The sequence below is a fragment of the Anabaena sp. EIM26 genome, from assembly GCF_057568715.1.
On the sequence record NZ_JBWNLG010000004.1, the window covers coordinates 22650 to 47170 of the forward strand.

The window sequence follows — 24521 nt, forward strand, 5'->3', positions numbered from 1 at the left end:
CACTTTTGTGGGTGCAATTAGTTGAAGTAATCGGACAGAAATACTTACACATTAGATTTCAGGCTGGATAAAAGTTTTAGGTCAAAATTTGTGTAATTAATTTTGTCTTACTACTTACCGGGCAACTTTCAAAAAATTATTGACAACAACTGAGACTTCCGTACCTTCAGGTAAAAATTGAATATTAGGACGTTGTAGTAATTCCTGCACTGCTTGGTCAGACCGTCTCGACAGGCGATCGCTGACTGGACTAAAAAATCCCTCCAACGCAGCCGCCCAAATTTGCGGGTCAGCGGTGCTAGAAACACTATTTTGATTAAACGTGCCATTGGAAACAACAGTGCTAGATTGAGTCCGGGGTTGATTGACGATGCTACCTACTTTTCCCAAACTACTGAGTAATCCCACCAATAAATCTTGTTGAGCAATTTCTGACCCCACATCATTGAGCTTTTGAGCAATCAATGGTCGCTTGTTGTTACCACGAATTAATAGCGTACTAGCTGGTATTGTTTCCTGTTTAACTGTACCTTGGGAGTCAGGATAAACTAGAGCGATCGCACTAGCAGACACTAAATTATTCTTTTTACCTACGGCTATAGTTTTAGCAACAACAACAGTACCAGCCGGAAGTGCCTCTGTACCATCTGTGGCTTTAAGAGATTCGGTTAACTCCACAGCAAAGCGGTCATGAGGATTATTACCCCCCTCGTCCCATATCATTGGCATAATCACTTGACCTCGCACAGATGTACCCAGTGCTACATCCTTATTGCTGCTTACATTAGGATTAACTAAATTTACAGGGGTATGATTGAGGATACCCATCATACCTGGAGTTAATTCAGTTTGACTATCAACACTTTTAGAACCAACTAAAACTGTTTGCAGTTCAGTCTCTTGAGGAGGGGGTGTAGTGGGTTTTAAAGTTTTGAGAGTTTGATTACTTGCTGTTGATGCTATCGGTTTTTCCTGAGTTGACAGAGTTGAGTTGCTAATTTGTGACTGTCCGAGACTAGCTAATTGCTTCCATTGCTGTAAAGGATCAACATCATTTTCAGCTTGTTGTACTGGTTGTTGAATTGTTCGTGGGACTGTATGACTCACAGGCGAATTTACAGAAGCTGGGGAAGAATACCGCATCACTCTGGGTGCAGGTTCAGCAACTCTAACAGCAGTAGTGCGCGGTGCAACAGTCTGTCGCACTGCACGAACTTGTGGTGATGGCTGTGGTTTAGCTGGTGATGCTGGTGATGCTGGTGATGCTGGTGATGCTGGACTGGGAGATATAGTAGGAACTGGTTTGACGTTGAGTTGTTGTTGTTGGTCTTGAAAAGCCAATCGGCTTTTAAGTTCAGCAGACTCATCTAAAACTGGTTCACTACGGGTACTGCTGGGAGAAGGATCATTCGTTTTCGCCGCTTGTTTAGCAGGAGGTTTCGGTTGCAGAAATCCAAACCAGAGCGTTGAACCAGAGGCAATAACTATTCCTACCAAAGTGACTACTGATACTAGACGGACACCAGGTTTTTCTGCTAATGGTCGCTCTACTGCTGCTTCTTGATCTTGTTTCAAGCGATATTCTTGAGAGATAAGTTGATTTGCAGTAGGGTTATGGCCTGCCAGCATTTGCTCCTCTTCAGGACTGATATTTTCCTCATCTACAGCGGTTTGGGTAGAACGATGATTACCGTTATTATTATGAGATTCTAAGGAATAATTAGCCGAATTTCCATTGAGGGAATTAACTTCGTGATTTTGATTGGTATCGTTCATAATTTTAGCTTTTTCCTTGATTAAGAGGTCAATTCAGGAGGCAGAAGGGAACCCACGTTTAAGTAATCACTTAACGTCGTTGCTGAGGATTAAACTCAACCATTCTGATAATTTGCAACCCAGACGAACGCATTTCATAAATTTTCTGCTCTACCAGCGGAGCATTTTTTCCTAATGGAGAATGGGGAATTTCCACTGCTTGGACAGTAAATGTGCGGTTAAAAGGAATACGCTCATCTCTGCCAGTAGTGCGGTCAACTAAAATGCGGGTAGCAACCATGTCTATTTCCCATTCCCCTAGTCGTACTGCTCTTGGTTCTGAAAGATAGGAAATAATAGTTGTACTGCGAAGCTGTCCTGTGAAAACCCCGGTCGGAACTAATTCAGCAATCTTCGGTAAAGAAGCTTGAGCGAATTTTGGTTCTAGCAGCAGGGAAGCAAACCAAGTATTAGTAGGGATACGCCCATTTTTACCAACTTGAATACCTTGATCCGATTGATTAGTACCAGTGAGTTTGTCGTCCCAGTTAAATGTTAGAATTGTCCAGTCATTAACTACCTTTTGAATAACTGCTGCATAGCGCCAGTTGCGCTCTTGCTCAGAAACGTAAATTGTTTCACCGTTTACCAACTGAGCAAAGGTTGTTTTGCGTTCAGCAATTTTATTAATTTTGAAAGCAGTGAACAATGTTAATAATAGAATTAGCCCATTAAATGCTGTCAAGCATAAAAAACATAGGGCTAATAAATTTTTCGATTCTGGCAGCAGCGGCGCTTGAATTCGTTTGATTTCCATAGCTAGACTAATGAAAGGGTGTGCGGGGTTTGTACCGAAAATTCCCAATCCAAAATCTAAAATCCAAAACCTAAAATTTTTCGGTCATGAAGAAAATACGTTAATTCTGTGTAAATCCTAAATTGAAATCAACTCAATTATGGATGTTTTCAACTCATTAGAATCACCCCCTGCGGAGCAAAGCAACGCTAGTTGCAGTACCAATAGCACTACTAAAGATATCAACTAAGCCTTTGACGTTGGCAGAAATACCGTTATAAATCGCCGTTCCCCCACCTCCCGCTATTAACACGGCTAGAATTGGTGCAAAGATACTTAGGAAAAACATGAATGCGACATCAGATGCTAATGCTGCACCTGATTTGACCAAGACAACGGCTGTTAGACCTACTAAAATGTTGTATCCCAGTTGGACACCAAATAGAGAAATAAACCCAGTTAACCATGCCCAAATAGGACGACCTTGCAATGGTAAAAGTGATAAACCAACAGCAATAGGTGCAAATAAAGCAGTTAGTAATAATGCTGCTTCTAAAATGTTGACAAATCCCCATTGCAGAGCATAGAGAATTAAGCGAATAATGGGAATAGCCGTATCTCGAAATACACTACCTGGGTCATTGACAAATTGAATAGTAGTACCAATTTGACCAGGCAATGTCCTAGACCAAAGGAATTGAGCAAAATCTTTGAGTGGTTGAAGTGGAGATTCGGCTTTCTCTTCAGCTGCGGTAATAATAGCTTCTGCTTGTTCTCGTTTTGAATCCCAGCATTCAATTAACTCTTCTCCAACTTGTCCCTGACATTCACTATAAAGATTTTCTAATTGTTGTCTAGCAATACTACTAATAGTAACATTAGTAATCGCCGACTTGAAAGTTAATTCACTAACTTGAATTTCCAGGATATTTTGTACTTGGCTATAAGCAAAGCCTCGGATAAAAAAAATAGTTTTAGCTAGGAAATTACCATTACTACCAAGAAACATCATAATTACAAGTGGCCAAACAAAGATAGCTGCTAATTCTGACCAAGATTGTTTTTCAATAATTTCTTTGCCTGTTGTTAGTGCCACAAATAAGATACTAGCTGCTCCCAAAGTGATACCCAAACGAATTAAACCGTACCATAAACTAGATGAGGGATCTAGGGTAACTTGCCAAACTAAATTCCAAGATTCAACGGTGGCACGAGATAGTTCTAAGGCACTGGAGACAATATCTAAAGCTTGAGATTCTCCACCAGTAGCTGGAAGTGATTGAGCAATTAGGTATATCATATTAATTACCAGCTTTGAAAACTAAAAATGACGCAAACTTTTGGCAACAGTAAATGACAGTTTAGAAATTGAAATTCACTTTTCGTCACCTAAAGTGACACCACCAGGCATCATTAGTAATCCAGCTTGTTGAGTCATGGCATTACCAGCAGCTATGCTTTTACGTCGGTCAGCAGTGTTAATAGCTGCTAGTTCTTTAGCAGTTTGAGTAATCAAAGCGTTGTTTAAGGCACGGTCAATTCTTGCTTGCTGTGCTTCTTGAAATATTCGTTCATTGATTTGACTATTGAGTGCTGTTTGTTGAGACAAGTTTTGTAAAATTTGCTGGGTAACATCCAAGGCTTGGGACTCTTCTCCTAAATTGACAATTGCTTGAGTGTCTTGTCGATTAGCTTCCTTAATTTGAGCCATTTGAGTTTGGGCTGTATCTCCTAAAGTTGCTTGATTAGCAATTTCAGTTACAACATTTCTAGTAGTATCCTTGCCGATATCCTGTCGAATACCGTAAGAACTTTGACCATTGGTTTTATTTTCCAAGATTTCCGATAATATAGAGCCAGGGCTTTTACTAGCTGAACCTCCCAAAATCTGATTCCACAATTTAGAAATATCGGGAATTTGGAATGCGCCAATTGTCGAATTAATCAAATTGGTTATGGGATTGAACAAGTCTTGTTGGACAAAGTTGTTTACATCTCCTAGAAAATCATTAATTTGATTTTCAGTATTCTCTACAAAAATATTGCTCCCGTTAACTTGATTGCTGTTTGCTGTATTGTTAGCTTGAGTATTAGCTAAGGCTGGTTTATTGATCGAGCTAATACTCAAAAATAACATCATGCTGATGAATTTAATCGAAAAGAATTTGAATTTCATAATCAAACTTCCTTCAGCTACAATTAAATTTCAAGGATGTGAATCAAAATCTTATTGCTTCATCTTCAAAACAACAGATTTACAACATTTCTTTCTCATCGAGGACTTACGGACAAATAGTGTAAAAACGTAAGAATTTAGGAGTCATCAGGGATTTATCACCACAATTCTCAAAGCCTTATAAAATATAGATTCTGCATTTCACACTACATCAAAAAAATAATGTGTTAAAAATGTCGGAAACATATTTTGGGTAAGAATTATGGGGAATGCCTTCGCGGGACTTGCGAGAAAAGCAGGTCAGAAGTAAAATGATAAGTTGCTGATCATGTAAGCTTACTTCTGGAGTAGAAGTACCCAACGATCTCAATCCAAAGTTTAAAATTAGCAAGCTCAAGTTGTGGAGAGCGAAAATTTGAGGCAAGGAAGGAAAACGACTTTGTTAACTAGCAATTAAAGGTCGATTTTCAGCCTGTTCATCAGAGTTAGATTGAGAATGAAATTGATTAGGTTGCACAGTAGATAAGTAGAAAGGCGTAAAGAAACCGAAGTATGTAACAATACTGTAGCCAATTTACGAGGGTGAGATGATGACGCTTTAACCATTAACTCCCATTTATCTGAGGCTTGGCAAAAACAATCAGTCCTAATAATTCCTTTAAGGTTTCCCTCTAGGTTTTTTTAATGTATTGAAAGCAGGATAAGGGTTTCAGATTCCAAACCACCTTTTTATCGAAACGCTTATGTATGCTTATTTTTGCCAGTTTTGCCAAGAATGGTCAAGGCTCTTTCTTTGGCTATAGTATTGATGTAACTAAAAATAAAGTTGCCCCAAACCCTCTTCCCTCCTGCCTTCTGCCTCCTGCCTTGCCCTAACGATAAATATTCATGCCCACCTACTTACATCCTGTCCAATATGTTGAAAACCTTTGTTTTCCTTTAAAGCTGAAATATACGCATTCGCAAAGGCTCTAAGTCCTAACAGTCTACTTTTAGGGGTATTTGGATACTGTGCCATTACCCGTGACCTGGCTTCTCGTTCATCTTGGTTATTAGCAACACTAGCCAACATCATTTCACCAGGGTAAAAACGAGTACGCCAAAATCTACCCCCTGTTTCTACCAACCAGCAAGAATAAAGGTCACTAATCCGGGGCAAAAATGCCTCAGTTGCATTCTGGCTAATGATATGGGCAGGATAACCCAGATAACGTTGAAAAGAAGTAACTCCAGTACTGGTAATCCGTCCAGTGATTCGGTAAGTCATATTTTGCATGATTTGAGAACCTGTTGAACACTCACAGATGGTGTCTGGGTCTTGAGATAGCAGCAATACAGCAATACCTTCCTTGCGTCCTGTAGCACAAGTTTCTCCTATCACTTGTGCAAAACCATCTTTACGTAAAAGCACTGAAAGCTCATCACCAATAAACAAACTTTTGGGATGGGATAAAGCGTTACGGATGCAAGCAGTATGAGCATTAATCGCCATCAAATACGCATCTTGTTCGTTAGTTAATCCACTCAGGGCAAAGAATTTAATCGCTGGTTCAGGAGAAAATGTACTCGGACGTGCGATCGCTTTCCCCAACCTCGATGCCAGTAATGCACTCACCTGATTTTGGATTTGGTTCAGTGCTTGTCGGTCAATTTCTTCAAATGAACGCAGATTAAGGCGTTCTCTGGTGCAGAACTTCACAAAATCCGGCAACGTGGGGATTTCTTGCCATTCTGCTGACAACCAACCCATCTCAAAAGCGCGGTTATAGCGAGCAATCATATCTGCGTCTTTGAGAAACACATCCAAAGCCTTGACTAGCATTGCATCAACTCTTTGGGCTAAATGGGGATTTTCGACTTTACCCATTGCAATAGCCACTAATGCTTTACGAATAAAATCCTTCCAAGATTCCATTCGTCGTTCCCGTTCTGGTTTCTCAAACCTACGTAAGTCCGGCGGTTCTAGCAGATTACTACTGCCACTAGCAATGTCATAATATGCACCCTGTTCACCCAGTAATTCAATCGTTGTTTTAAAAGTGCTATTACCACCTGCTGAGATATCCATACCGACCACGGGAATATTGTTCACTAAGGCTTCTTCTGCAAATCGCCACCCTAAAACACTCTTTCCTGAACCAGAAGTACCTGTAATTAAAGCCCGTCCAATTTGTTGATGAAATAAATCTACGTAAATGGGTTTACCACCACGACTAGTCAAAAACTCTACACCTTGCTGATCAATATCTTTGGGAATCGTCAGAGGCATCAATCCAGCAATTGTCTGGGTATCAAGTGTTAATCGGCGTTCACTCAAATTACCATCATGTAATAAGCGTTTGCAGGTGATAGGTAAAGTTTGTAACCATATTTCCCAAGCAATATTGCGTTCTCTCAGTACCTTGGCGGTTTCAAAACTGTTAGCCAGTAGATTGCAAGCATGAGTTAATTCCTCGGCACTATGACGATACACTAAAAAGACTGGCGCACAATGTAGAGCTTTTGTACCTTCGTACAACCGCCGTTGTGCTTCAAACGATTCTTCTTGCTTAATTTCTGCACCAATATCACGCCCCTGTCCTTTAGTTATTGCTACGGTGCGGGCGGCTTTAGATTGCTTTGCTTGACGGGCTAAATTGTCTTGAATGAAAAAGTCATTACCACGACTGATTTCCACCCATGCTTCTGTATCATGGACATAGCTGGAAGACAGTATTTTCCACACCCATTTGAGTTGTTCTTGGGTATTTGTCCAACCCAGTGGCGGATCTGTCATTGTCATCACACCGCAGACTTTACCTTTGCCTGTGAGATAAACTCGATCATGATCTGAGCGATGTTCAGGACTTGCAGAGCGCCCTTGTGTACCTTCAATTAGTAAGGTACAAATGTGTTTGTCTGTGGTTACAGTTTCTGTGAGTTGTAGTCCTGTGGCGGTTTCTTCTAGGGTGATAACTTGGGGAATGGCAGGTGCAACACCTTCGTTAAATCTATTCCACAACCATTGCCATAAATCACCTGCGCTACAAGGTGTGACTTCTAAGCCAATTTTAGTATTTAGTAACACTTCCCATTGAATAAATCCTTGTTGAAAGCCTTGCAATAATAGCTTTTTGAAGAATGTTTCTTGGTATATTCGTTTATTGCCTGTGATTGATTCTACTACCCAAGAGCCGAAATTACGGCATTTTTCAATCACAGCACCGACAAAATCTTTTTGCTGGGAACTACCTTGTTGATCACTTGTCCAGGTACAAAAGGCTATTTGCTGCCACTGTTGGCGTGTACCTGCATTTTTCAATTCTTCTATTCGGAGTTGTTCATTACGAATGAGAACCGATATGGGTTTGAGGTGACAATCATCGGCTAATGTATTGAGTTGGGTTTGGCGTTGGGTATCATCACTGTAGCAGCCTGTACAAAAAGTGATGCGTTCTCCAATTGGTAAATCTTTCATCCCCTCTGCAATGGCATGAGCAAATTCACTAACTTCACTTTCATGTAAGATGTTGTGCAGTCCAGCAATATGAAAACCAAATACTAGTTGATATTGCGATTTTCCTTGTTCTAATAATAGGGCGGCAACTTGTCGGTCATCCTTTTTGATTTCTGCAATACAACAGATATTAACTTCATTTTGAAAGGGCATAAATCTACTTTTACCTCCATACTGATTTGGCACTATTAGGGGTTTAAATCTGATGTTTATTTGTGAATCACTGTAGCGATGACGTACCCAAGGAGGACGGTTTTCTGGTATTGGTGAGATGTAGATATTGTTGGCGTTATACCATTCGTTTCCGGGTGGTTTACGCCATCTATCTAGGAATTGATGAGGTTGGTTGCCGGTTAAAATCCACCAACTGACAATGAGCCAGAATGATGTGGCGAAAAACCAACCCATGCCTAAGCTGAGTAACCCATTAGTAATGATGTAAGCAACTATGATGATGGCAATCCAAGGAACAAGTTGTTCTGCTGGTATTGGTCCGATGCTGGCTTGTTTACCTAAAATTCGGTTAACTTTGATAAATTCGTTACGTGGATTGTTTTCCATAACTGATGATAATTTTCAATTAACACAGATACAGGTGTAATCAATTGATAATTGATAATTGACAATTGTTCCATTCAAGGCTTACGCCACGCTACGCGGACAGAAACCAAACCGGATTCCTATAGATCCTATTTTTCAAGCCACATCAAAAAATAACCTGTCAAAAATGCCCGAAAGATATTTTAGGTAAAGATTATGAAGAATATATTCGCTAGACTTGTGAGAAATGTGGAACTAAGAAAGGCAGCTATTGTTATCATGTTTAATTGCGTTGGCTTAGGGTTTTGTAGATAAATTTATGCTGCCTTTTTACTTTTAAAATTAGCTGCTGTACCTTAAACACCTCCTCCTGTACCATTGCCAATAAATATAAAAGTGATTACATCTATAGCAATGACAATTGCAAAAGCTAAACCAACTTGAGTCACAATTGGCCGCCAATCATTACCTTGTTGTGCTTGGTTATAGGCAAATAAAGAAGCAGCGGCTACCAGCAGTAAGAATGCACCTCTAATTAGGTTAAATGTTAAACCAACAACGTTGGCATCCAATGTGTTAGTACCACCTCCTGCTTGTGAACTTTGTTGGGCTAAAGTGACAAAAAACTGTTCTAACCCACTTAAAAAAATGGCATGGGCTGGAGTTGCAAAGGTATCGAGTAAAGCGGTGACAACGATAATGGCAGTAACGAGATGCCAAAAGCGAATTTTTCTGCCTAAATACTGTTCTAAAATTGGTACTGTGCGGATTAAATAAGCAATACTCAAGAAAACAATGCTGGCACATCCCAAGATAGTCATAAATATGGGTTTAGTCGCCAACAAATAAATTCCCATCGCCAGAGCTATAAAGATAAAAATTAAGTCGGTGCGGTTGATTTTCTGGTTTTTCCAGTTAGTAGCAACTTGGGCAGGTGGCAGCAATTTAAACTGAGAATTGGGAGATTTTGGGTGATTCATCTTTCTTTTCTCGGTAAACTTTAACTGATTCAACAATTCTTTTATGCTCAGAATAAAAACTTTTCTTTTGAGACTCGAAGCGCAAGAAATAATGCATCCTTGTTTCCAACACCTACATTCATGTATGGGGTTTTATCTTCCCTTGCCCCTTGTCCTCTGTTTTGAGGGATGTATTCTGCTGAATTAAACTTGCATTTCTGATTTGTTAGCTTTGGTTTTAGCTTGCTTCTTCTGTTGTTTGGCGGTATCTTGATCAGCTTGTTGAGAACGAGTTGATTGCTGATTGTCTAGTAATGCTTCCATTTCTCTCAAGGGGATACTGCATTGCCTAATCTCCGGGGGTTCTCCTGGTACTAAAACGGCATCCAGCACTAGTTCATTGTCACGATTGGGGTTAAATCCTTGCAGTAGCTGTGTCTGTTTGTCATTAGGCAGTTGCACCACTTCAAAGTCGTACTTGGCTTTACCTTTTTCAGCCCAGGTAAATATTGGTTTATCATCACCGTTAAATTTGTGGGGCAGTTGCGCTTGGAACTTTTGAATTAATGCTTGGGTGGTGGCTTTGAGAGGCATATTCTTCTTTTGACTGTGGCAGTTTGCAGATACCAGTCTTTTCATCAGCGTTGAGATTATCTTGGACTATCGCCCACTGTCCCTGAGTGCAAGTACCCGCAAAAAGTGTTTCCCCTTGGGCATTTTCTAAAGCAATGGCTACGTCCGCAGATATCCCTGTTTGCTCGGTTTGTTTACCCTGTTGTTTCACTTTTAAAGTTTTGTTACTGGAAATAGGAATATTTTCAGGAGATTGGTCAAATAATTCACTAGCAACATTAGCAAATCCCACTAAAGCATTAGCACAAGCAATTTGTTGTTGTTGGGCTTGCCGTTTTGTTAGATGTCCTAAAACGTCATTTTCTGGTTGGTTAGTAGAGTTAAATTGGACAGTTTCTTCAGCAGTTTCTGATGCAATTACAGAACTGTTTTGTTGTGCTGCCATCTGCTTCTCTAGGCGGCTAACTACCTTTTCTAAACGGTCGAGTCGCTTGGATATAATTTGCAAGTAATCTTCAATTTGCTGGAGTTGTTCTGTAATGCTGGCATCTTGATCTAACTCAAAAGGTGGCGACTGATTATTGGGATCTAATTGAGAACCCAATTTATCTACTTTGGAGCCGATTTTCATAGCAGCTACAGCCACTGGATTATCTGCTGTGGATGCTTCAGATACAACTTGATAATCTTGAGAATTTGGGGAATTTGAAGAAGTTCGAGAATTTGGAGAAGTTCGAGAATTTGGAGAAGTTTGAGAATTTGAAGAAGTTTGAGAATTTGGAGAAGTTTGAGAATTTGGAGAAGTTTGAGAATTTGAAGAAGTTTGAGAATTTGAAGAAGTTTGAGAATTTGAAGAATCTTGAAATTCCGATGAGTCAGGCTTGATTTCCTGTAAGCGACTGGTGAGGTTATCAACTCGGTCATTCTGTCTTTGTAGTTGTTTGAGAATTCGTTCTAGCCGCTTTTCATCAGCTTCGGCTGCTAGTTGTTCTAAAACTCCTTGTCCGACAGCAATTCCTAAAGTTGCCAATTGTCCAGCTAATCCTCCCAAATTTACCCCGTTCACTTCTCGTCCATTGGTGGCTGCTGTGGCACTTAAACGTGAAGCTTCGTCTAGTGGTTCTTGGGATTTGGATTTTTTGGTAGCAGTTTTATTGGTTGGGGTTTTATCTTGAGTTTTAGTTGATGTTTTGGGTTGGGACTTACTTTGGGGTTTAGTTACAGTTTTAGCTTGAGGTTTACTTGAGGTTACACTAACACGACCCTGAGGTAATTCGTCTTCTTCATCTAAGTCGTCTGGGTCATCTAGTTCATTGTTAAAATCGTCATTTAACAGGTCGTCTAGTTCGTCGTCAATTTCATCTATTTCTTCGTTTTCCTCTTCTAAATCGAGTAGGTCATCTTCTAATTCATCATCTAAATCATCTAGTTCTGTTTCTGCAAAACCGCAAATTTCGGCAATGTTGGAAGGGGTAAAGTAGTTTTCATCTTTGTTGGTTATTCCTTCTAAGTTTTTAATCAGGTATTTACCACTGGTTCTGTGTCCAGGGTCACTGGTGAGGTAGAAGCGATAGCCTCTAATCTCGTCGTCATTGTCTCCTCCTACGCAGAGTTCTACGGTTATGGGGGCTTTCCCTGATTCCTGGCTGTAATTTTCTACACAGTCTTTAAAGTCTTCGTGGGACTGGATAGAATCGTTCTGAATTGACTCAGAAATGGCTTTATCGAGTGTGTTTTCTATATGGCGGAGTTTACGGCGGTCTGTCAGGTTTTCCCAAGAGCGAGTTTGAGAGCTTTGTTTGCGCTTCGGTTTGGTCAGTGTTTTGGTAGCCATTATGTACTCAACTCTGATTGCCTTAGCACTTAAGCTAACAGGACTTTGTTTAAGATGTCCTAGTCCTATTGGCTATTTATTTTTTGTCCATCTGGCTAATTTTGACAGTTGCTAGTTCAGCGACAGGCTATCATCACACTGAGTCAATGCGTAGTTGTAGCCTTTAGAAAATGGTATTGTTACGCCAGTCAAATAAGTCCCTCAGTATAAGCAAAAAATTTTATGTTCTTCCGTACTTACTATGCTAAATTATTTGGACAAATCATAAAACCATTGCCATATAAGGATTTGAGATAAATTCATCGGTTGATTTGACGTAAATTTGGCATCAAAAATCATAAAAACCTTATAAATAAAGAGTTGTGGGGTAAATAAACTCATAATGGGAGCATAACAAGTACCGAAGAGCCAAATTTTATGAGTTATGAAAATTGACAAATCAGAGATATGAAGAATATATTCAAGAAATTAGTTGGCAGGGTTTAATATGACAGGACATCAGAAGTTTAGCAATCTTACTAAAGATTTTTCCTCATAAATAAAAGCCAAAATTGCCACTCAAACAGCTAAACTAAAAGAAGAAACAATCGCACTTTACTTTAGGATATTACGATTAAAATATTAATTAATGAATTCCAACTCAAAAGAATTGGTAATCACTAAACTTGAAAAGGGATTACCTGCTATCACTCCAGCTTTTGGTGCAACACTAGCAGAAGCCTGTGCTGTTTGTTTAAACAATCAAGGTTATATTCAGGGTATAGAACTCACAATCAAAGGAGAGTTTACCGCTGTCTTTAAACTATATTGGCAAGAAGTAACAGACCAAATGCTGCGCTGTTGGAACGATAGCGAATATACTACAGAACAGGCAGCTTATGGAATCGCTTTCTTAATTATACAAGAACTTACGGACTATACAGTTATCGAACGTTCTCGCAGAGGAACAGGATTTGATTACTGGTTAGGTAAAAAAGGTGATAACAATGAACTACCATTCCAAAACGCAGTGCGCTTGGAAGTTTCCGGCATCCGTAAAGGCGACGACAGCCGAATAAAAGCTAGAATTAAACAGAAGCTTGAGCAAGTCAGCCCCACAGATGGCACACTTCCAGCCTATATTGTGGTTGTTGAATTTAGTAACCCTTTAGCGTTCATAGTCAAAAAATGAGTCAGATTCAAGAGTTACATAAACAGGCTATGGATTTAGCCGAAATGGCACAAGTTGCTAAACTTAAAAATAACTCGGATTTAGCTGCTCAATTATCCCGACAAGCATTTGAAAAAGAACGATTAGCAGCAGAATTAATAGTAAATGATTTAGCAGCAGAACCAACCCGTTCCATATTGTATCGTAGTGCCGCAACCCTAGCAATTGACTGTGGAGAAATTCACAGTGCAGAACATTTAATTGCAGTTGCTTTATCAGGAAATCCGCCAACTGAAATCGCAGAAGAACTCAAGGATTTATTTGTGCAAATCAATATTCATAAATATTTTGCCCGTCGTGGTTTGGTATTTGATGAAGCTAAACTTCAGATTATTAGCTAAAATTAGCTTGAATAAAAAACCTCACTTTTATTTTGATTCTCAGCGATAATGTCAAACTAATACAGCCTAATTTAAAAGTGAAATCAGTTTGATATCACAGCTTGACGTATGCTATGTTTTTATTGTCAGTTTATACTTCATTAACTTGTCGTCTGCTGTATCACTATGCCGAAATTCTCTGAACCAAAACCTGTTGGATAATTTGCTGCTTTAACACATCCGCTGCAACTGAAGCAATAATTTCCCAATCTTCTTGAGTCAACATTACCCCAAGCAGTTCGCGCAATACCTGATGATTAGAAATAAACTCCTCTCCAAAAAGTTCATCCCTCTGCAACACAGCTTGAATATGTTCTTTAACAGTAGATGTAGGTAGCCTGAATCTTTCCAGCAACTTCTCTCTGGCGGTAGCAGATGCTATAGAAGTAGCAGTTCCTAAATTCCAATCTTTAAGCAACAAACGCACTTCTCGATTCAAAGAAATCCGCAAAGTTTTTAAACGATAAAACAATTCGGGATTAAGCAAGAGTTGATCAAAACCACCAAGCCAATCTAAACCAGCACCAATATTACTCCCTACCTCTTCCTCAGCTTGGATACTTTTTCTCAACCATTCTTCGTTCAGCAATAAATCCATCGGGTTTGCTAATTCTTGGTTAGGGGTGAACGGAATATAATTAGATTCTTGCTGACTCATTACTTACCCTCACTGCTTTTGTTATAAGAGCGCCATACACCGTACTCAAAATAAACTAAATCATCGTAATCTTCATCCTGACCTAAATCTAGCATTCCTTGATTATCGTAGAATTTTTCCGTTCCTGGTAAAGAATGCAAACCTATCCTACCTTCATAACCTAGCTCTAAACTGCGGGTTCGGACAAATACCAGAAATACACTTCCAACACCTTTATATCGTGGTGGGCGTTGGACATCCTGGCGATTCCAAGGTGCTGTAGTAATTCCATTATCTGCGTTCAATTCTTACTGCTTGTACCTCACTTGAATGGGAATTACTATAGTTGAGAATCCTTACGTGCAGTAGACAAGATTTACTACTGCTTCTGCACAACCTTCACCAACTTTATCAGTTCAATTCTATATTCTGACTTCGACTCTGGTTTCTATTATTTGATATTTTCTGTTTATTATTTAGCGATGGCTGGGTTGAGTATAGCGACTTCCCAAAGGATATATTTGCAGATAATCGCTCCCTCTCTAAAATCATCTCCTCTAACTCACTTGCGGCTGCTTCTGAAAGTGGAAATATCTCCTCACCCGTGTGAATATTCCCTCTACAAATCGTTCGCTTATTCTCATTCCGCACAATAAAATCACCACTAGACTGAACATAAGCCGTCCACTGTCCACCAATTTTGAATTGCTCAATTTCCTTACTTTCAGATTGATTGGCTTGTCGCTGTTCGTAGGTAATACCAATTGCTTCTACCAAATTATCAAACATTTCCTGCCGCCAAAATTCCCGGTGAATAGCTTGCAATTCCCCAGCAGTATCTAACATTGGTTCTGATTCTGTTAATGTCACCTCTGGCAACTCTATCGAATCAGAATTAACCTTGAGGATAATACTAGAACCTTCTGGTTTTAACGTGGCTACAAATGTAGTTCCCACAGGCAACTTTGGACTATCAGGTGCAAAAGTTCCTAAATTCTGACCATCAATTTGTAATATTGGTGTCCCGTTATAACGATAAAAGTCTGGGTGTGATTCTGGTAATTCAAAAACTCCTACTTCTAGAGTAACACTTCGTTTTCTCCATTGCTTACTGGCAAAATTCTCATCAGCAAAATCATTGTATTTAATCCCCAACACTTTAATTTCTGCAAACTGAAAATCCTGAAGCTGCTGACATACTTCCTCTGTAAATAAATTATATGCCAAAGCCCCTACACCCGCATCCTGACGTGATGTTGCCCAACTATGATCTACGGGAGGGATAATTCGCAAATCTTTGGGGATATTCAATTCATCTAAATCGTGAATATTGTCACCAAATTTAGCCGCTAATTTTTCTGCTACTTTAGGTGATAAATCTTTAAAAGCAAATTCAATCACAGGTAATTGCGGATGAATAGTAGCATCAAATTCAATTCCCTTTTGTTCTAAAGACTCCTTCCACTTAATCGCATCTTTCCCAAACGGAACAGTCAAAACATAAGTATCTTGTGGTAATGCTGCACTAGGCATTTCATAATTATACTCAAAGGAAAACGTAATTTCCATCTGTGCTGCAAACTGTAAACATTCCTTACGATGTCGGTCTAATTCTGGACGGGTATGTTGGGTGTGCCACAGTGCTGCTGCACCCTCAAATCTATCCTCTGAAGTGGTGAATAATTCATCAATTTCGGCTCGATAACTATCGTAAAGTTTGCCCAACTCTTCATTAAATGCTTCCCTATCATCTCCCACCAGTTCTTTAATTTCATCTCTCGATTGTTGAAACCTAGTTTTTAATTCTTCTGCCCATTCTAAGGCATCTACAGATAAGGTTTCTTTGGGAAACAAATAACGAACTTCATGTCTATCTCTACTGCGAATCCGTGTTGGTTCCCACAAGGGATTTACTACTTCTCTAGCAATAACATTTATGGCTCCTGGGGCATCTGCTGGCATGGCAAAAGAACGATAAAGCCGTTCATCTTTTTTAAAGTCAAAAAAGTAACTGGGATGAGATTCTGACCATTTTTTAGCATCTGTTAATAAGTTCACACCATCAATTTCTTTGATGTCCTCCAATCTTTCAGCACTTTTGGGTGAATCTACTTCTACTTGTAGTGCCTGAAAAAGACGATTTAGCAGCTTCCTTTGTCGTCTGATAAATCGTTCGCTATTTTCACCTTCACGGGGCATTGAGGACTGGACACGCCCAATGTTTGTTGCTACCAATCCTACTTTATTTTGACTGCTGGCAGCGGCAATTTGCGATAAATCACGGTATTTTAAATTGCCTTCTTCATCTGTAATTTCTGTATATGCTAGTTTAGGACGTTGTTTAACTGGTTTAAAATGTCCGGGTTCACCTGCACGGAGTGTTTCTTTGGCAATATTGGGCAGTTTATTAGCAGGACTAACCATTAATTGGTCGCCGTCAAAATCAGCTTGGTGATATTCCTCAGCGTCTTTGGGGTGAATCCAAACTACGTTGCGAGTTTTCTTTAATTCTGGATCATGGACGTTATTGTAAAGACGAATATTGTCTGAGTTGACAATAGGGTAACGGGTGAGAATCACATCTCCTTCTGGTAGATGGGGGACACAAATTGTCCCTCGTGGTAAAGTGTCACATGGCATGGCCATACCAGAATTATGGCTGTATCCACTTTTAATCGCTAGGTCACGCCATTGATTGGCTATATAATCAGTAGCAAATTTGCGAAATTTGGGTGTTTCAATTAATTGACCATATTTATCGCTGCGGAGTAGGGAAATCCAGCGAGATTCCTGTACTTGATTGTTAGTATTATCATCTATTCCGTTAACAGTTTCTTCTATTTGTTCTTGTTGGGATTGCTGTTTATCATATTGTTGAATGATGTATTTTGCCAATGTCAAGGGATTACTTTGTAACTGTGCCAATTCCTGAGCTTTTTTCTCAGTTGGTTGACTTAAATCTTGTTGAACTGCTGCTTCTGAGTACCAGATGGTAAACTGCCAACTATTATCATAACTGGTGGCTTTGGCATTACCTCGATTACCTATTACTGCTTGGGGAAGTTGATATTCAGCACAAGGGATTAAATCTTGAAGTTGAGATTTTTTGATGCCTTTAATTGAGGAACAATCCATAACAATATCGTAACCTTCAGCATCTGTTAATTTAGCATCTGGTAAAAAAGTTCCTTTGGCTAAAAAGCTAGTTTTTGGAGATTGCAAGTAATCACTTTCAGCCCAACATTTCATCCATGCAAATCGAAATTGGAGTGGACAGTTGCGTTCTCCTCCCAGTTGTTTGGCTAGTCGCGGTGAAATCTTGCCGTGACAGTCTCCGGTTTTGTAATCAGCATATTGTGGGTCTGTAAAGTCTACGATTTTGACTCGTAAGTTGGTAAATGTTTCTGAACCTTTGTAGCAATTACTAACTAATAATGAACCATAACGACAAGCGGTATCGGGTTCTGTAGCAAATAACCGTCTAATTTTTTTCCGCAGTGCATCATCAGCAAAGTAATAATTATCGCCTGAACTAAAGGCTAATTTACGTTTAATGCCATCTGTAAATGTTCTTTGTCTTAAATGGTTGGCATCTGGATTTTTACTGTCAATTTTCACCAGGAGGAGAGATGGCAATTCTGATGGTTCAAATATTTGTGCTAATAGCGAATTTTTGATGATTTCTGGTTCAGATAAATATCTCCCCTTGCCGTTGTTGTACGACCCATCAAAGATAGGTATACTCAGACAAGAACTTTCTATGACTTTAGTGGTTAAATCCATTGCCAGTAATCTATTAGATGGCTGATCTAGCAAGCTTGAGATTCTAATATTCATCCTGGCATGGAATTACACTCAGTGAAATCATCCAAGTGGATAATTTACTGATGTCAAAAGATAACTTGGCAAGTGGGAAACGAGCGAACCGATAGCTAGTACAACACAGCACTAGTAAACCCACCATTAAAGTTGGCGAGAAATCTGTGATTTGAAACCCTGGAAGTAAATGATAGTGCAGTGATGATTTTGGGAGATGACACCCTCAAAGCGATCGCTCACCGCAATTATCGCTCCCATACTTCAGAGAAGTTACAAAACCGCACCCCGTAATTAGTAAAAGAGCAATGCAGTATCAGAATTAATGACATAATTTTTGAGGAAATCCAGAATCAGGGACATTGACGAAGGCAGGCATTCTGCGATCGCACATTTTTATTCTTAGGGGAAAAGTCACAATGAATTTATTCAGCAATTTTAAACTCTTTTGGATATTTAATTATTTAGGATTACTAATAATTTTATCAGCTTGCGCTCCTGCATCAACTCAAGGACATTAGCATTTGGGCGAATGTTTTACCCCCCCTGAACGGTTACAAAAAACCAAAATACGAGCGAAAGATTCAAACCAAATCCTCCAATAAAGCTGTAATTTTCCCCTGGGCTTTAGTGCGGTTATCATCATAAATCATTAAAGTATTCAGATTGGCATGGCGGCTCAACTTCTGCACACTCCTGACATCCCCACTACTAGCATCCAACGCCGCTGTCACTGATGAGTGTCTAATTTTATGGGGGCTGACAACTTTGGATATCCCCGCCACACTAGCAATTTTGACAACAATCTTGCGAATTCCATCCCCTGTCAGCCGATGTCCGTAGTGAGGTCGCAGGGAAATAAACAACGGTTGCTTAATATCTAATTCCTTCCTCTCCCATAACCAATCCTGGAGAGCCTTGCAAGTCTTGGGATGCAAGTCAATATTTTCCTTCTGAGTACCCTTGCCCTTGCCCAAGATACTCAAAGTCCGGACTTCTAAATCCAAATCTTCAATATTACAGTGAGAAATTTCCTCCCGTCGCAGAGCATTAGCCCACAACAGCCGCAGCAGTGCATAATCCCGTTTTCCTTTGATTGTTTCCTGGTTTGGCACCTGAAGCATTTTTCTAAATGCTTCGGGAGTAATTCCCGTCGTATCTCGGTAAGGTTGAATTTTCTCGCTCTTAATATCAGCTAACGTCCAGTCACACATACCCACCTTATAGGCGTAGTTAACCAACGCCTTAATTGCCGCCAACCGGCGGTTAACAGTTGCTTCCTTCAACCCAAAGTCAACCAACTCCGCCTTATACCGCAAAACCAAAGTTACAGCCGAGTACCTGTGCATCTGCAAAAATTGCCCCACTAAAGTTGGTGTTGGCAACTGGCCGCACACAGAGAGGAAAAACTTGTTTAAATCTTTAGCGTATTCATGACGGGTGCTTTTATTGCGCTTGCCCACCAACAATTCTGCCAACAAATCGCGTTCAGCGGCAATTTGGAAGGGGTTGACCTTGGCAAGTGAATCTGACTCTTGGGGCGGCAACATACAATTATCGAAAATGACTCTTTTCGATAATTACTTTATCATTTATCTGGGGGTTTGAGTGACGCGCACCGACACCTGCTCCCACAACACATCTGGTAAACTGTCTGTACTAGGGTATATATCCGGTGTAGAAAGACATGACTAACGTGGAACGCGAATCGATTAATTTCAAACTCCCCAAAACCCTCACTAATGCACTCCGCGCCGCTGCACGAGAACGTAATACCACTGCTACTGATTTAGTCATACTCGGCTTGCATCACGTTTTGGGGCAAGTTCCTGGTACAGCCAATAGTTTAGAATTTCGTCTACAGGAACTAGAAACTCAATTTTCCCAAGTCGCCTCTGGTATAGAGCCACGTGTAGAAAGTGGTGTAGATGAGAACTTAAAGGAGAGACTTTCGCAGTGTGAACTCAAACTTGAAGGAATCGCTTTGAGATTGGCACAAATTGAAGGGGCAATCTCCTTACTCGCACAGCGTTCTTCAACTAATTCGAGGAGACAATCTTTTAATTACCACCCACCACAGATGAAACTTGAAGCTTATATGGGAGAAAATCTGGCTAAACGATTGGGTATTGATTCAGCTACTTTGGAACGAGAACAAAAAAATCAGAGTTCTCAGGATTTTGAAAGGTGGAGCAGGTCAAAAGATCCCGGTTCAGTTGGCTGGCGGTTTGGCGACGATGGACTCTACCACCCGATCAAATAAATTAGGGCTTGCTGTAAGGACAATACCTTTGCATTTAATTTTTGAGTGAAGAGGCTCTTGTGCAGGGGGGGATTTGGAATTCCCCTGCTCCCTTCCTTATCCCCGGATGTATTTCAGACATCAACGTTGATATTTTCAATCAAGGTAAAACTAAAAAACCAATTCCACCTGCATTTGAAATCTATTCCTAAAAGCAGTTGGAATGAAGCTATTGACAAGCTATCATCTAAAGCTAGTATTGTTTCCAGATTGCTAATAGAGATACCTACTCTTTCTTAAAAAAATGTCCACAATTTGTGGATAAAAATAGAAGTTCTTAATCTTTCATAACCGGGTTAGGTGCTAGTTCTCGCAAAAATGTCCACAATTTGTGGACGATAAACAAAACCTACGCAAGATCCTAATCCTTCCAGCTGTAGCGATCGCATGAACTTAACGAGTAATGCGGAGAATTTTATCCCGCTGTGGAGGGCAATTTCCCCGTCCATCACAGTTACTGGTTGTGACATATAATTCACCATCTGTCCCCATAATTGCTTCTCGCAGTCGTCCATATTGACCTTGCAAATATACCTCATGACGCTCAACTTGTTGGGGAGATTGGGGGTTGAAAACAACGCGCTGTAAGTGTTGAGAACGAAGGCTGGTAATTATTAAGCTGCCTTTCCACTCAGAAATAAAATTTCCAGTATAAATTGCTGCGCCACCAGGAGGTAAAGCTTCACGCCAAACAATTGACGGAGTAACCATTCCTTTCTTTGATTCACAACGGTAGATAGTAGGCCAGCCCAGATTGTCTCCTGCTTTTGCTAAACTGAGTTCATCGTGACCCCTTCTTCCCAAATCCCCACTAGGTCGGTGATCTGTCACCCATAGTGTCGATTTATCCAGCCAATCAAACCCCTGAGTGTTGCGAATCCCAGTTATATAGACAGGATTTTTACTAAACGGATTGTCTTGCGGTACTTGTCCTGGCAAATGTACTGTCAATTGTCTGGAGGCTATACTGTGATTGTAATACTTCCAGTAGTGTCGTTGTTAACTTCCATCATAATATTAAATGTGCTTGAAAGGGGAGGTTCTAAACCGTTCGGCTGACACCGTGAGCGTCAGCCTTGAATGAAACGAAACAATTGTCAATTAATCAAAGATTTCTGGTCTTTCAATAATGAACCATTCATGATACAAAATTGCTAGAAAGAAGTTTTCATTTTTTAGGCGGTCACAAACTGTCATAAAGCCAGAACAGAAGGGATCATCTTCATAGGTGGTATCCGATAAAAATAGCGTGAGTGATTTTTTATCTTCAGCCCAAATAGAACGGATTATGGAAATATTGGGGTGATGAGATTTATCCACAGGTAATAATACTGGATATCCATCAATTTCCATAAATTCCGGTTCCTCATATTGCAAAACAGATGACCAATCTTCTGGTCCTTCATGTTTTTCAATAATCCTATCCCACCGAACCAGTTTGATTTTTTCTAAAGCTTCTGGTGATAAATCTGATAGTTTCATAGCTTTTACTAAAATATATGTATTAGGACTAAATTATTACAAATCAGCCTGAAAAACTTGAGCATATTGACAGATTGACTGTAATTTTTTAGGTTAATTTTGTACAGACTTTCGCCAAGCCTGTACAAATATAATACTACTTTCCCAGTTCACTATTTGGTTAAGCAAATACTGCGTGAAAATCTCCTTTATAGCTTTTAATTCCTGTGGTTTTAGAGTCAGAGCTAAACGGTCTAAATAACTTGGTCGTTTTGCATTGGTAGCAAACAAACGATTGAGAAAGGCTGGTGTAATGTGCATTGGGGTGGAATTTTGCTCCAGAACCGCTGCCACTTTCAAACCAGCTACTTCAAAAGCCTGTCGCAAGTCCTCTACATCCCAATTCAGCATTGGGTCTGAGGAATTAGTATAAATAGCTTCTTCAGCCGTTACTAGGCGTTCGCCTAGGTTGGGGCGTAGTCCATCGTACAACTTAGCACCAAGCTTTTGCTGTTCCAGCAAACGATAAAGTCTTTGTGTATGCCGTGGCACAGTTTCTGCCAGTACAAGCCTTCCTGACTGGGGTAAGATTTGAGCTAAAACTTGGGCAGCCGCCATTTTATCAGGCTCATTTAATAGCGCATTCCGACCGATGATACAGTCAAATTGCACACTTGGTACTTGGGAGGCTAATACAGCAGGTAAGTCAGTTATCTTTGCAGTTATCACCATTGGTTGCCTTAATTCGTCCAGTGTCGCAGACTGTTCCAGTAAAGCTTGGGCATCACTTTCATTGTGAACACAAGCATACACTCCACCTTCTGGGACATGGCGGACTGCTTCCCAGGTCAGTAAACCAGTACCTGCATTGATATCCAAAACGACATGATGACGCTGTAATTGCGCGGTGGTGAAAATGCGAGCGCGTACTGCTGCTAACTGTGTACCTATTTGCGAAAGTGTGCGTTGCAACCAACGTTCTGAAGCTACATCAGTATTGCCGTAGGTAAGGATTTCTAGTGGCTCAGTACCTAAGCCGGACATCATAGCCGCAAGTTGAGCTTCACGGCGACGTGCCACCTGTGTATTAATTTCTCCCTCAAAACCTTGGGTTGAGGGTTGGTAAAATACCTGTCCTTGCAGACTAGCTGGTAGATATTGTTGTGCCACCCAGTGGTCACGGTAAGCATGAGGATAGAGATAACCTGCTCCATGCCCAAAACCTTTTTGATCGCGATTGGCATCTTTGAGGTGGGTGGGAACTTCTGCTTCTCGTTCCTGCTCAACTGCTGCTAAAGCATCGAAGAAGCCCATGATGCTGTTGGACTTAGGTGCAGTTGCCAAATAAAGGGCTGCTTGGGCTAAATGATAACGTCCTTCTGGCATTCCTACACGGTCAAAAGCTTCTGCACAGGCATTGACAACTACCACAGCCTGGGGGTCAGCTAGTCCCACATCTTCGCTGGCTAAAATTAACATTCGCCGGAAGATAAAGCGTGGATCTTCTCCAGCATAAACCATTTTTGCCAGCCAATATAGTGCTGCATCTGGGTCTGAACCACGCAAACTTTTAATGAAGGCACTGATAGTATCAAAGTGAACATCGCCTTCTTTATCGTATAAAACGGCTCGCTGTTGAATGGATTCTTCTGCAACTGCTAATGTGATATGAATAACACCTGTGGTATTGGCTAATATTGACGGTTGGCTTTTAACAGTGAACGGTGAATCCTCAGTAGTTAAGGGTGTTGTTCCTACTGCCAATTCCAAAGCATTTAATAATGAACGAGCATCACCGTTAGCAACATTAATAAGATGAGCTAGAGCATCAGGGTCTATTTTTACTGCTAAGTTGCCATAACCACGCTGTTTATCAGTTAATGTTTGTTCAACTACACGATATAAGTCTTGCTCGTTAAGTGGCTTGAGTTGAAAAATGCGTGAACGACTAATGAGTGCTTTATTGACTTCAAAGTAAGGATTTTCTGTAGTTGCTCCAATTAAGATGACTGTACCATTTTCTACCCAAGGTAGTAGGGCATCTTGTTGGGATTTATTGAAACGGTGGACTTCATCTACAAAAAGAATCGTTTTTTGGTTGTGGTATTTGCGTTGTGCTTGGGCTGTTTCAATGGCTGCACGAATTTCTTTAACACCAGACAATACGGCATTGATAGCAATGAAATGAGCGCGGGTAGTGTTGGCAATTACACGGGCAAGAGTAGTTTTACCTGTGCCTGGTGGCCCGTAAAAAATTAGTGATGATAATTGATCTAAACTAATGGCACGTTGCAGGAGTCGTCCCTGTCCGATGATATGGCCTTGACCAATAAATTCATCCAGAGTTCGGGGACGCATCCGTGCTGCTAGTGGTGCTTCCGTTTCTGTTAGTTGAATCAAATTTTGGTCAAATAAATCCATAAAATGCTGTGGTAAAAAATTTTTGTAGCTCTGGCGTTGCTTTTATGGAATCGAATAATAAATAAACCAATCTTATAGGCTGTAATCTTTATCAGGTTTGGGTTTTAAGGTTTTGAGTCCCTATAAACCTGTGATTTTAATGACGCAGCATAAAGTAGCGGAAGA

General features: G+C 40.3%; 16 protein-coding genes and 2 pseudogenes. 3 read left to right on the forward strand and 15 right to left on the reverse strand.

Annotated elements, in window-relative coordinates; translation table 11 throughout:
• Positions 1-114: 114 nt before the first annotated feature.
• The 8 genes from AC012T_RS27945 to AC012T_RS27980 form a co-directional block, all read right to left on the reverse strand.
• Positions 115-1776: a hypothetical protein gene (locus AC012T_RS27945; RefSeq protein ID WP_487067587.1), complete on the reverse strand. Its 1662-nt coding sequence runs from the start codon at positions 1774-1776 to the stop codon at positions 115-117.
• A 70-nt stretch (positions 1777-1846) separates the two neighbouring features.
• Entirely contained in the window at positions 1847-2572 is a 726-nt protein-coding gene (locus AC012T_RS27950) for a hypothetical protein (protein ID WP_487067589.1), read from the reverse strand.
• Between the two features lie 163 nt (positions 2573-2735).
• Entirely contained in the window at positions 2736-3851 is a 1116-nt protein-coding gene (locus AC012T_RS27955) for a hypothetical protein (protein WP_487067591.1), read from the reverse strand.
• Between the two features lie 75 nt (positions 3852-3926).
• On the reverse strand, positions 3927-4727 hold the full coding sequence (locus AC012T_RS27960) for a hypothetical protein (protein ID WP_487067593.1): 801 nt from the start codon (positions 4725-4727) through the stop codon (positions 3927-3929).
• A gap of 886 nt (positions 4728-5613) precedes the next feature.
• The gene (locus AC012T_RS27965) at positions 5614-8784 is read right to left on the reverse strand and encodes a hypothetical protein (RefSeq protein WP_487067595.1); all 3171 of its coding nucleotides are present in this window, start codon (positions 8782-8784) and stop codon (positions 5614-5616) included.
• Positions 8785-9119: 335 nt separating this feature from the next.
• Positions 9120-9743 carry a hypothetical protein gene (locus AC012T_RS27970; RefSeq protein WP_487067597.1) on the reverse strand — a complete coding sequence of 208 codons (624 nt, stop codon included), beginning with the start codon at positions 9741-9743 and terminating at the stop codon, positions 9120-9122.
• A gap of 183 nt (positions 9744-9926) precedes the next feature.
• Complete coding sequence (locus AC012T_RS27975) at positions 9927-10316, reverse strand: hypothetical protein (protein ID WP_487067599.1); 390 nt, start codon at positions 10314-10316, stop codon at positions 9927-9929.
• Positions 10249-12129: a hypothetical protein gene (locus AC012T_RS27980; protein ID WP_487067601.1), complete on the reverse strand. Its 1881-nt coding sequence runs from the start codon at positions 12127-12129 to the stop codon at positions 10249-10251. Before AC012T_RS27980 ends, AC012T_RS27975 begins: the two co-directional genes overlap by 68 nt.
• 628 nt (positions 12130-12757) lie before the next feature.
• Between AC012T_RS27980 and AC012T_RS27985 the strand changes: the two genes are divergently transcribed.
• The gene (locus AC012T_RS27985) at positions 12758-13300 is read left to right on the forward strand and encodes a hypothetical protein (RefSeq protein ID WP_487067603.1); all 543 of its coding nucleotides are present in this window, start codon (positions 12758-12760) and stop codon (positions 13298-13300) included.
• Entirely contained in the window at positions 13297-13680 is a 384-nt protein-coding gene (locus tag AC012T_RS27990) for a hypothetical protein (protein WP_487067605.1), read from the forward strand. The genes AC012T_RS27985 and AC012T_RS27990 overlap by 4 nt, the downstream gene beginning before the upstream one ends.
• A 163-nt stretch (positions 13681-13843) precedes the next feature.
• Here the strand turns inward: AC012T_RS27990 and AC012T_RS27995 are convergent, their stop codons facing one another.
• From AC012T_RS27995 to AC012T_RS28010, 4 genes and pseudogenes are all read right to left on the reverse strand, one after another.
• Positions 13844-14377 (reverse strand): hypothetical protein, encoded by a 534-nt coding sequence (locus AC012T_RS27995; RefSeq protein ID WP_487067607.1) that lies wholly within the window; start codon positions 14375-14377, stop codon positions 13844-13846.
• A pseudogene (locus tag AC012T_RS28000) lies at positions 14377-14649 on the reverse strand (GNAT family N-acetyltransferase); the annotation flags it as partial. The gene AC012T_RS27995 and the pseudogene AC012T_RS28000, both read right to left, overlap by 1 nt.
• A 118-nt stretch (positions 14650-14767) precedes the next feature.
• Positions 14768-18193: an RNA dependent RNA polymerase gene (locus tag AC012T_RS28005; protein ID WP_487067609.1), complete on the reverse strand. Its 3426-nt coding sequence runs from the start codon at positions 18191-18193 to the stop codon at positions 14768-14770.
• 563 nt (positions 18194-18756) lie between these two features.
• On the reverse strand, positions 18757-19722 hold the full coding sequence (locus AC012T_RS28010) for a tyrosine-type recombinase/integrase (protein WP_487067611.1): 966 nt from the start codon (positions 19720-19722) through the stop codon (positions 18757-18759).
• A gap of 137 nt (positions 19723-19859) precedes the next feature.
• Between AC012T_RS28010 and AC012T_RS28015 the strand changes: the two genes are divergently transcribed.
• Positions 19860-20435, forward strand: a complete 576-nt coding sequence (locus tag AC012T_RS28015; RefSeq protein WP_487067613.1) for a hypothetical protein — start codon at positions 19860-19862, stop codon at positions 20433-20435.
• Between the two features lie 432 nt (positions 20436-20867).
• On the opposite strand, the pseudogene AC012T_RS28020 reads toward AC012T_RS28015, so the two are convergent.
• The 3 genes and pseudogenes from AC012T_RS28020 to AC012T_RS28030 form a co-directional block, all read right to left on the reverse strand.
• Positions 20868-21419, reverse strand: a pseudogene (locus AC012T_RS28020) (PQQ-dependent sugar dehydrogenase); the annotation flags it as partial.
• A gap of 156 nt (positions 21420-21575) precedes the next feature.
• Positions 21576-21956, reverse strand: a complete 381-nt coding sequence (locus tag AC012T_RS28025; RefSeq protein ID WP_487067615.1) for a hypothetical protein — start codon at positions 21954-21956, stop codon at positions 21576-21578.
• 93 nt (positions 21957-22049) lie between these two features.
• Positions 22050-24356, reverse strand: coding sequence for an AAA family ATPase (locus tag AC012T_RS28030; RefSeq protein WP_487067617.1), 2307 nt, complete (start codon positions 24354-24356; stop codon positions 22050-22052).
• Positions 24357-24521 lie beyond the last annotated feature (165 nt).

Excerpts from the sequence above, each read along its gene's own strand:
- AC012T_RS28005 (WP_487067609.1), bottom strand. The coding sequence starts at position 18,193 with ATGAATATTAGAATCTCAAGCTTGCTAGATCAGCCATCTAATAGATTA.
- AC012T_RS27950 (WP_487067589.1), bottom strand. The coding sequence starts at position 2,572 with ATGGAAATCAAACGAATTCAAGCGCCGCTGCTGCCAGAATCGAAAAAT.
- AC012T_RS27965 (WP_487067595.1), bottom strand. The coding sequence starts at position 8,784 with ATGGAAAACAATCCACGTAACGAATTTATCAAAGTTAACCGAATTTTA.
- AC012T_RS27995 (WP_487067607.1), bottom strand. The coding sequence starts at position 14,377 with ATGAGTCAGCAAGAATCTAATTATATTCCGTTCACCCCTAACCAAGAA.
- AC012T_RS27980 (WP_487067601.1), bottom strand. The coding sequence starts at position 12,129 with ATGGCTACCAAAACACTGACCAAACCGAAGCGCAAACAAAGCTCTCAA.
- AC012T_RS27960 (WP_487067593.1), bottom strand. The coding sequence starts at position 4,727 with ATGAAATTCAAATTCTTTTCGATTAAATTCATCAGCATGATGTTATTT.
- AC012T_RS28030 (WP_487067617.1), bottom strand. The coding sequence starts at position 24,356 with ATGGATTTATTTGACCAAAATTTGATTCAACTAACAGAAACGGAAGCA.
- AC012T_RS27955 (WP_487067591.1), bottom strand. The coding sequence starts at position 3,851 with ATGATATACCTAATTGCTCAATCACTTCCAGCTACTGGTGGAGAATCT.
- AC012T_RS28015 (WP_487067613.1), top strand. The coding sequence starts at position 19,860 with ATGACTAACGTGGAACGCGAATCGATTAATTTCAAACTCCCCAAAACC.
- AC012T_RS27990 (WP_487067605.1), top strand. The coding sequence starts at position 13,297 with ATGAGTCAGATTCAAGAGTTACATAAACAGGCTATGGATTTAGCCGAA.
- AC012T_RS27945 (WP_487067587.1), bottom strand. The coding sequence starts at position 1,776 with ATGAACGATACCAATCAAAATCACGAAGTTAATTCCCTCAATGGAAAT.
- AC012T_RS27985 (WP_487067603.1), top strand. The coding sequence starts at position 12,758 with ATGAATTCCAACTCAAAAGAATTGGTAATCACTAAACTTGAAAAGGGA.
- AC012T_RS27970 (WP_487067597.1), bottom strand. The coding sequence starts at position 9,743 with ATGAATCACCCAAAATCTCCCAATTCTCAGTTTAAATTGCTGCCACCT.
- AC012T_RS27975 (WP_487067599.1), bottom strand. The coding sequence starts at position 10,316 with ATGCCTCTCAAAGCCACCACCCAAGCATTAATTCAAAAGTTCCAAGCG.
- AC012T_RS28025 (WP_487067615.1), bottom strand. The coding sequence starts at position 21,956 with ATGAAACTATCAGATTTATCACCAGAAGCTTTAGAAAAAATCAAACTG.
- AC012T_RS28010 (WP_487067611.1), bottom strand. The coding sequence starts at position 19,722 with ATGTTGCCGCCCCAAGAGTCAGATTCACTTGCCAAGGTCAACCCCTTC.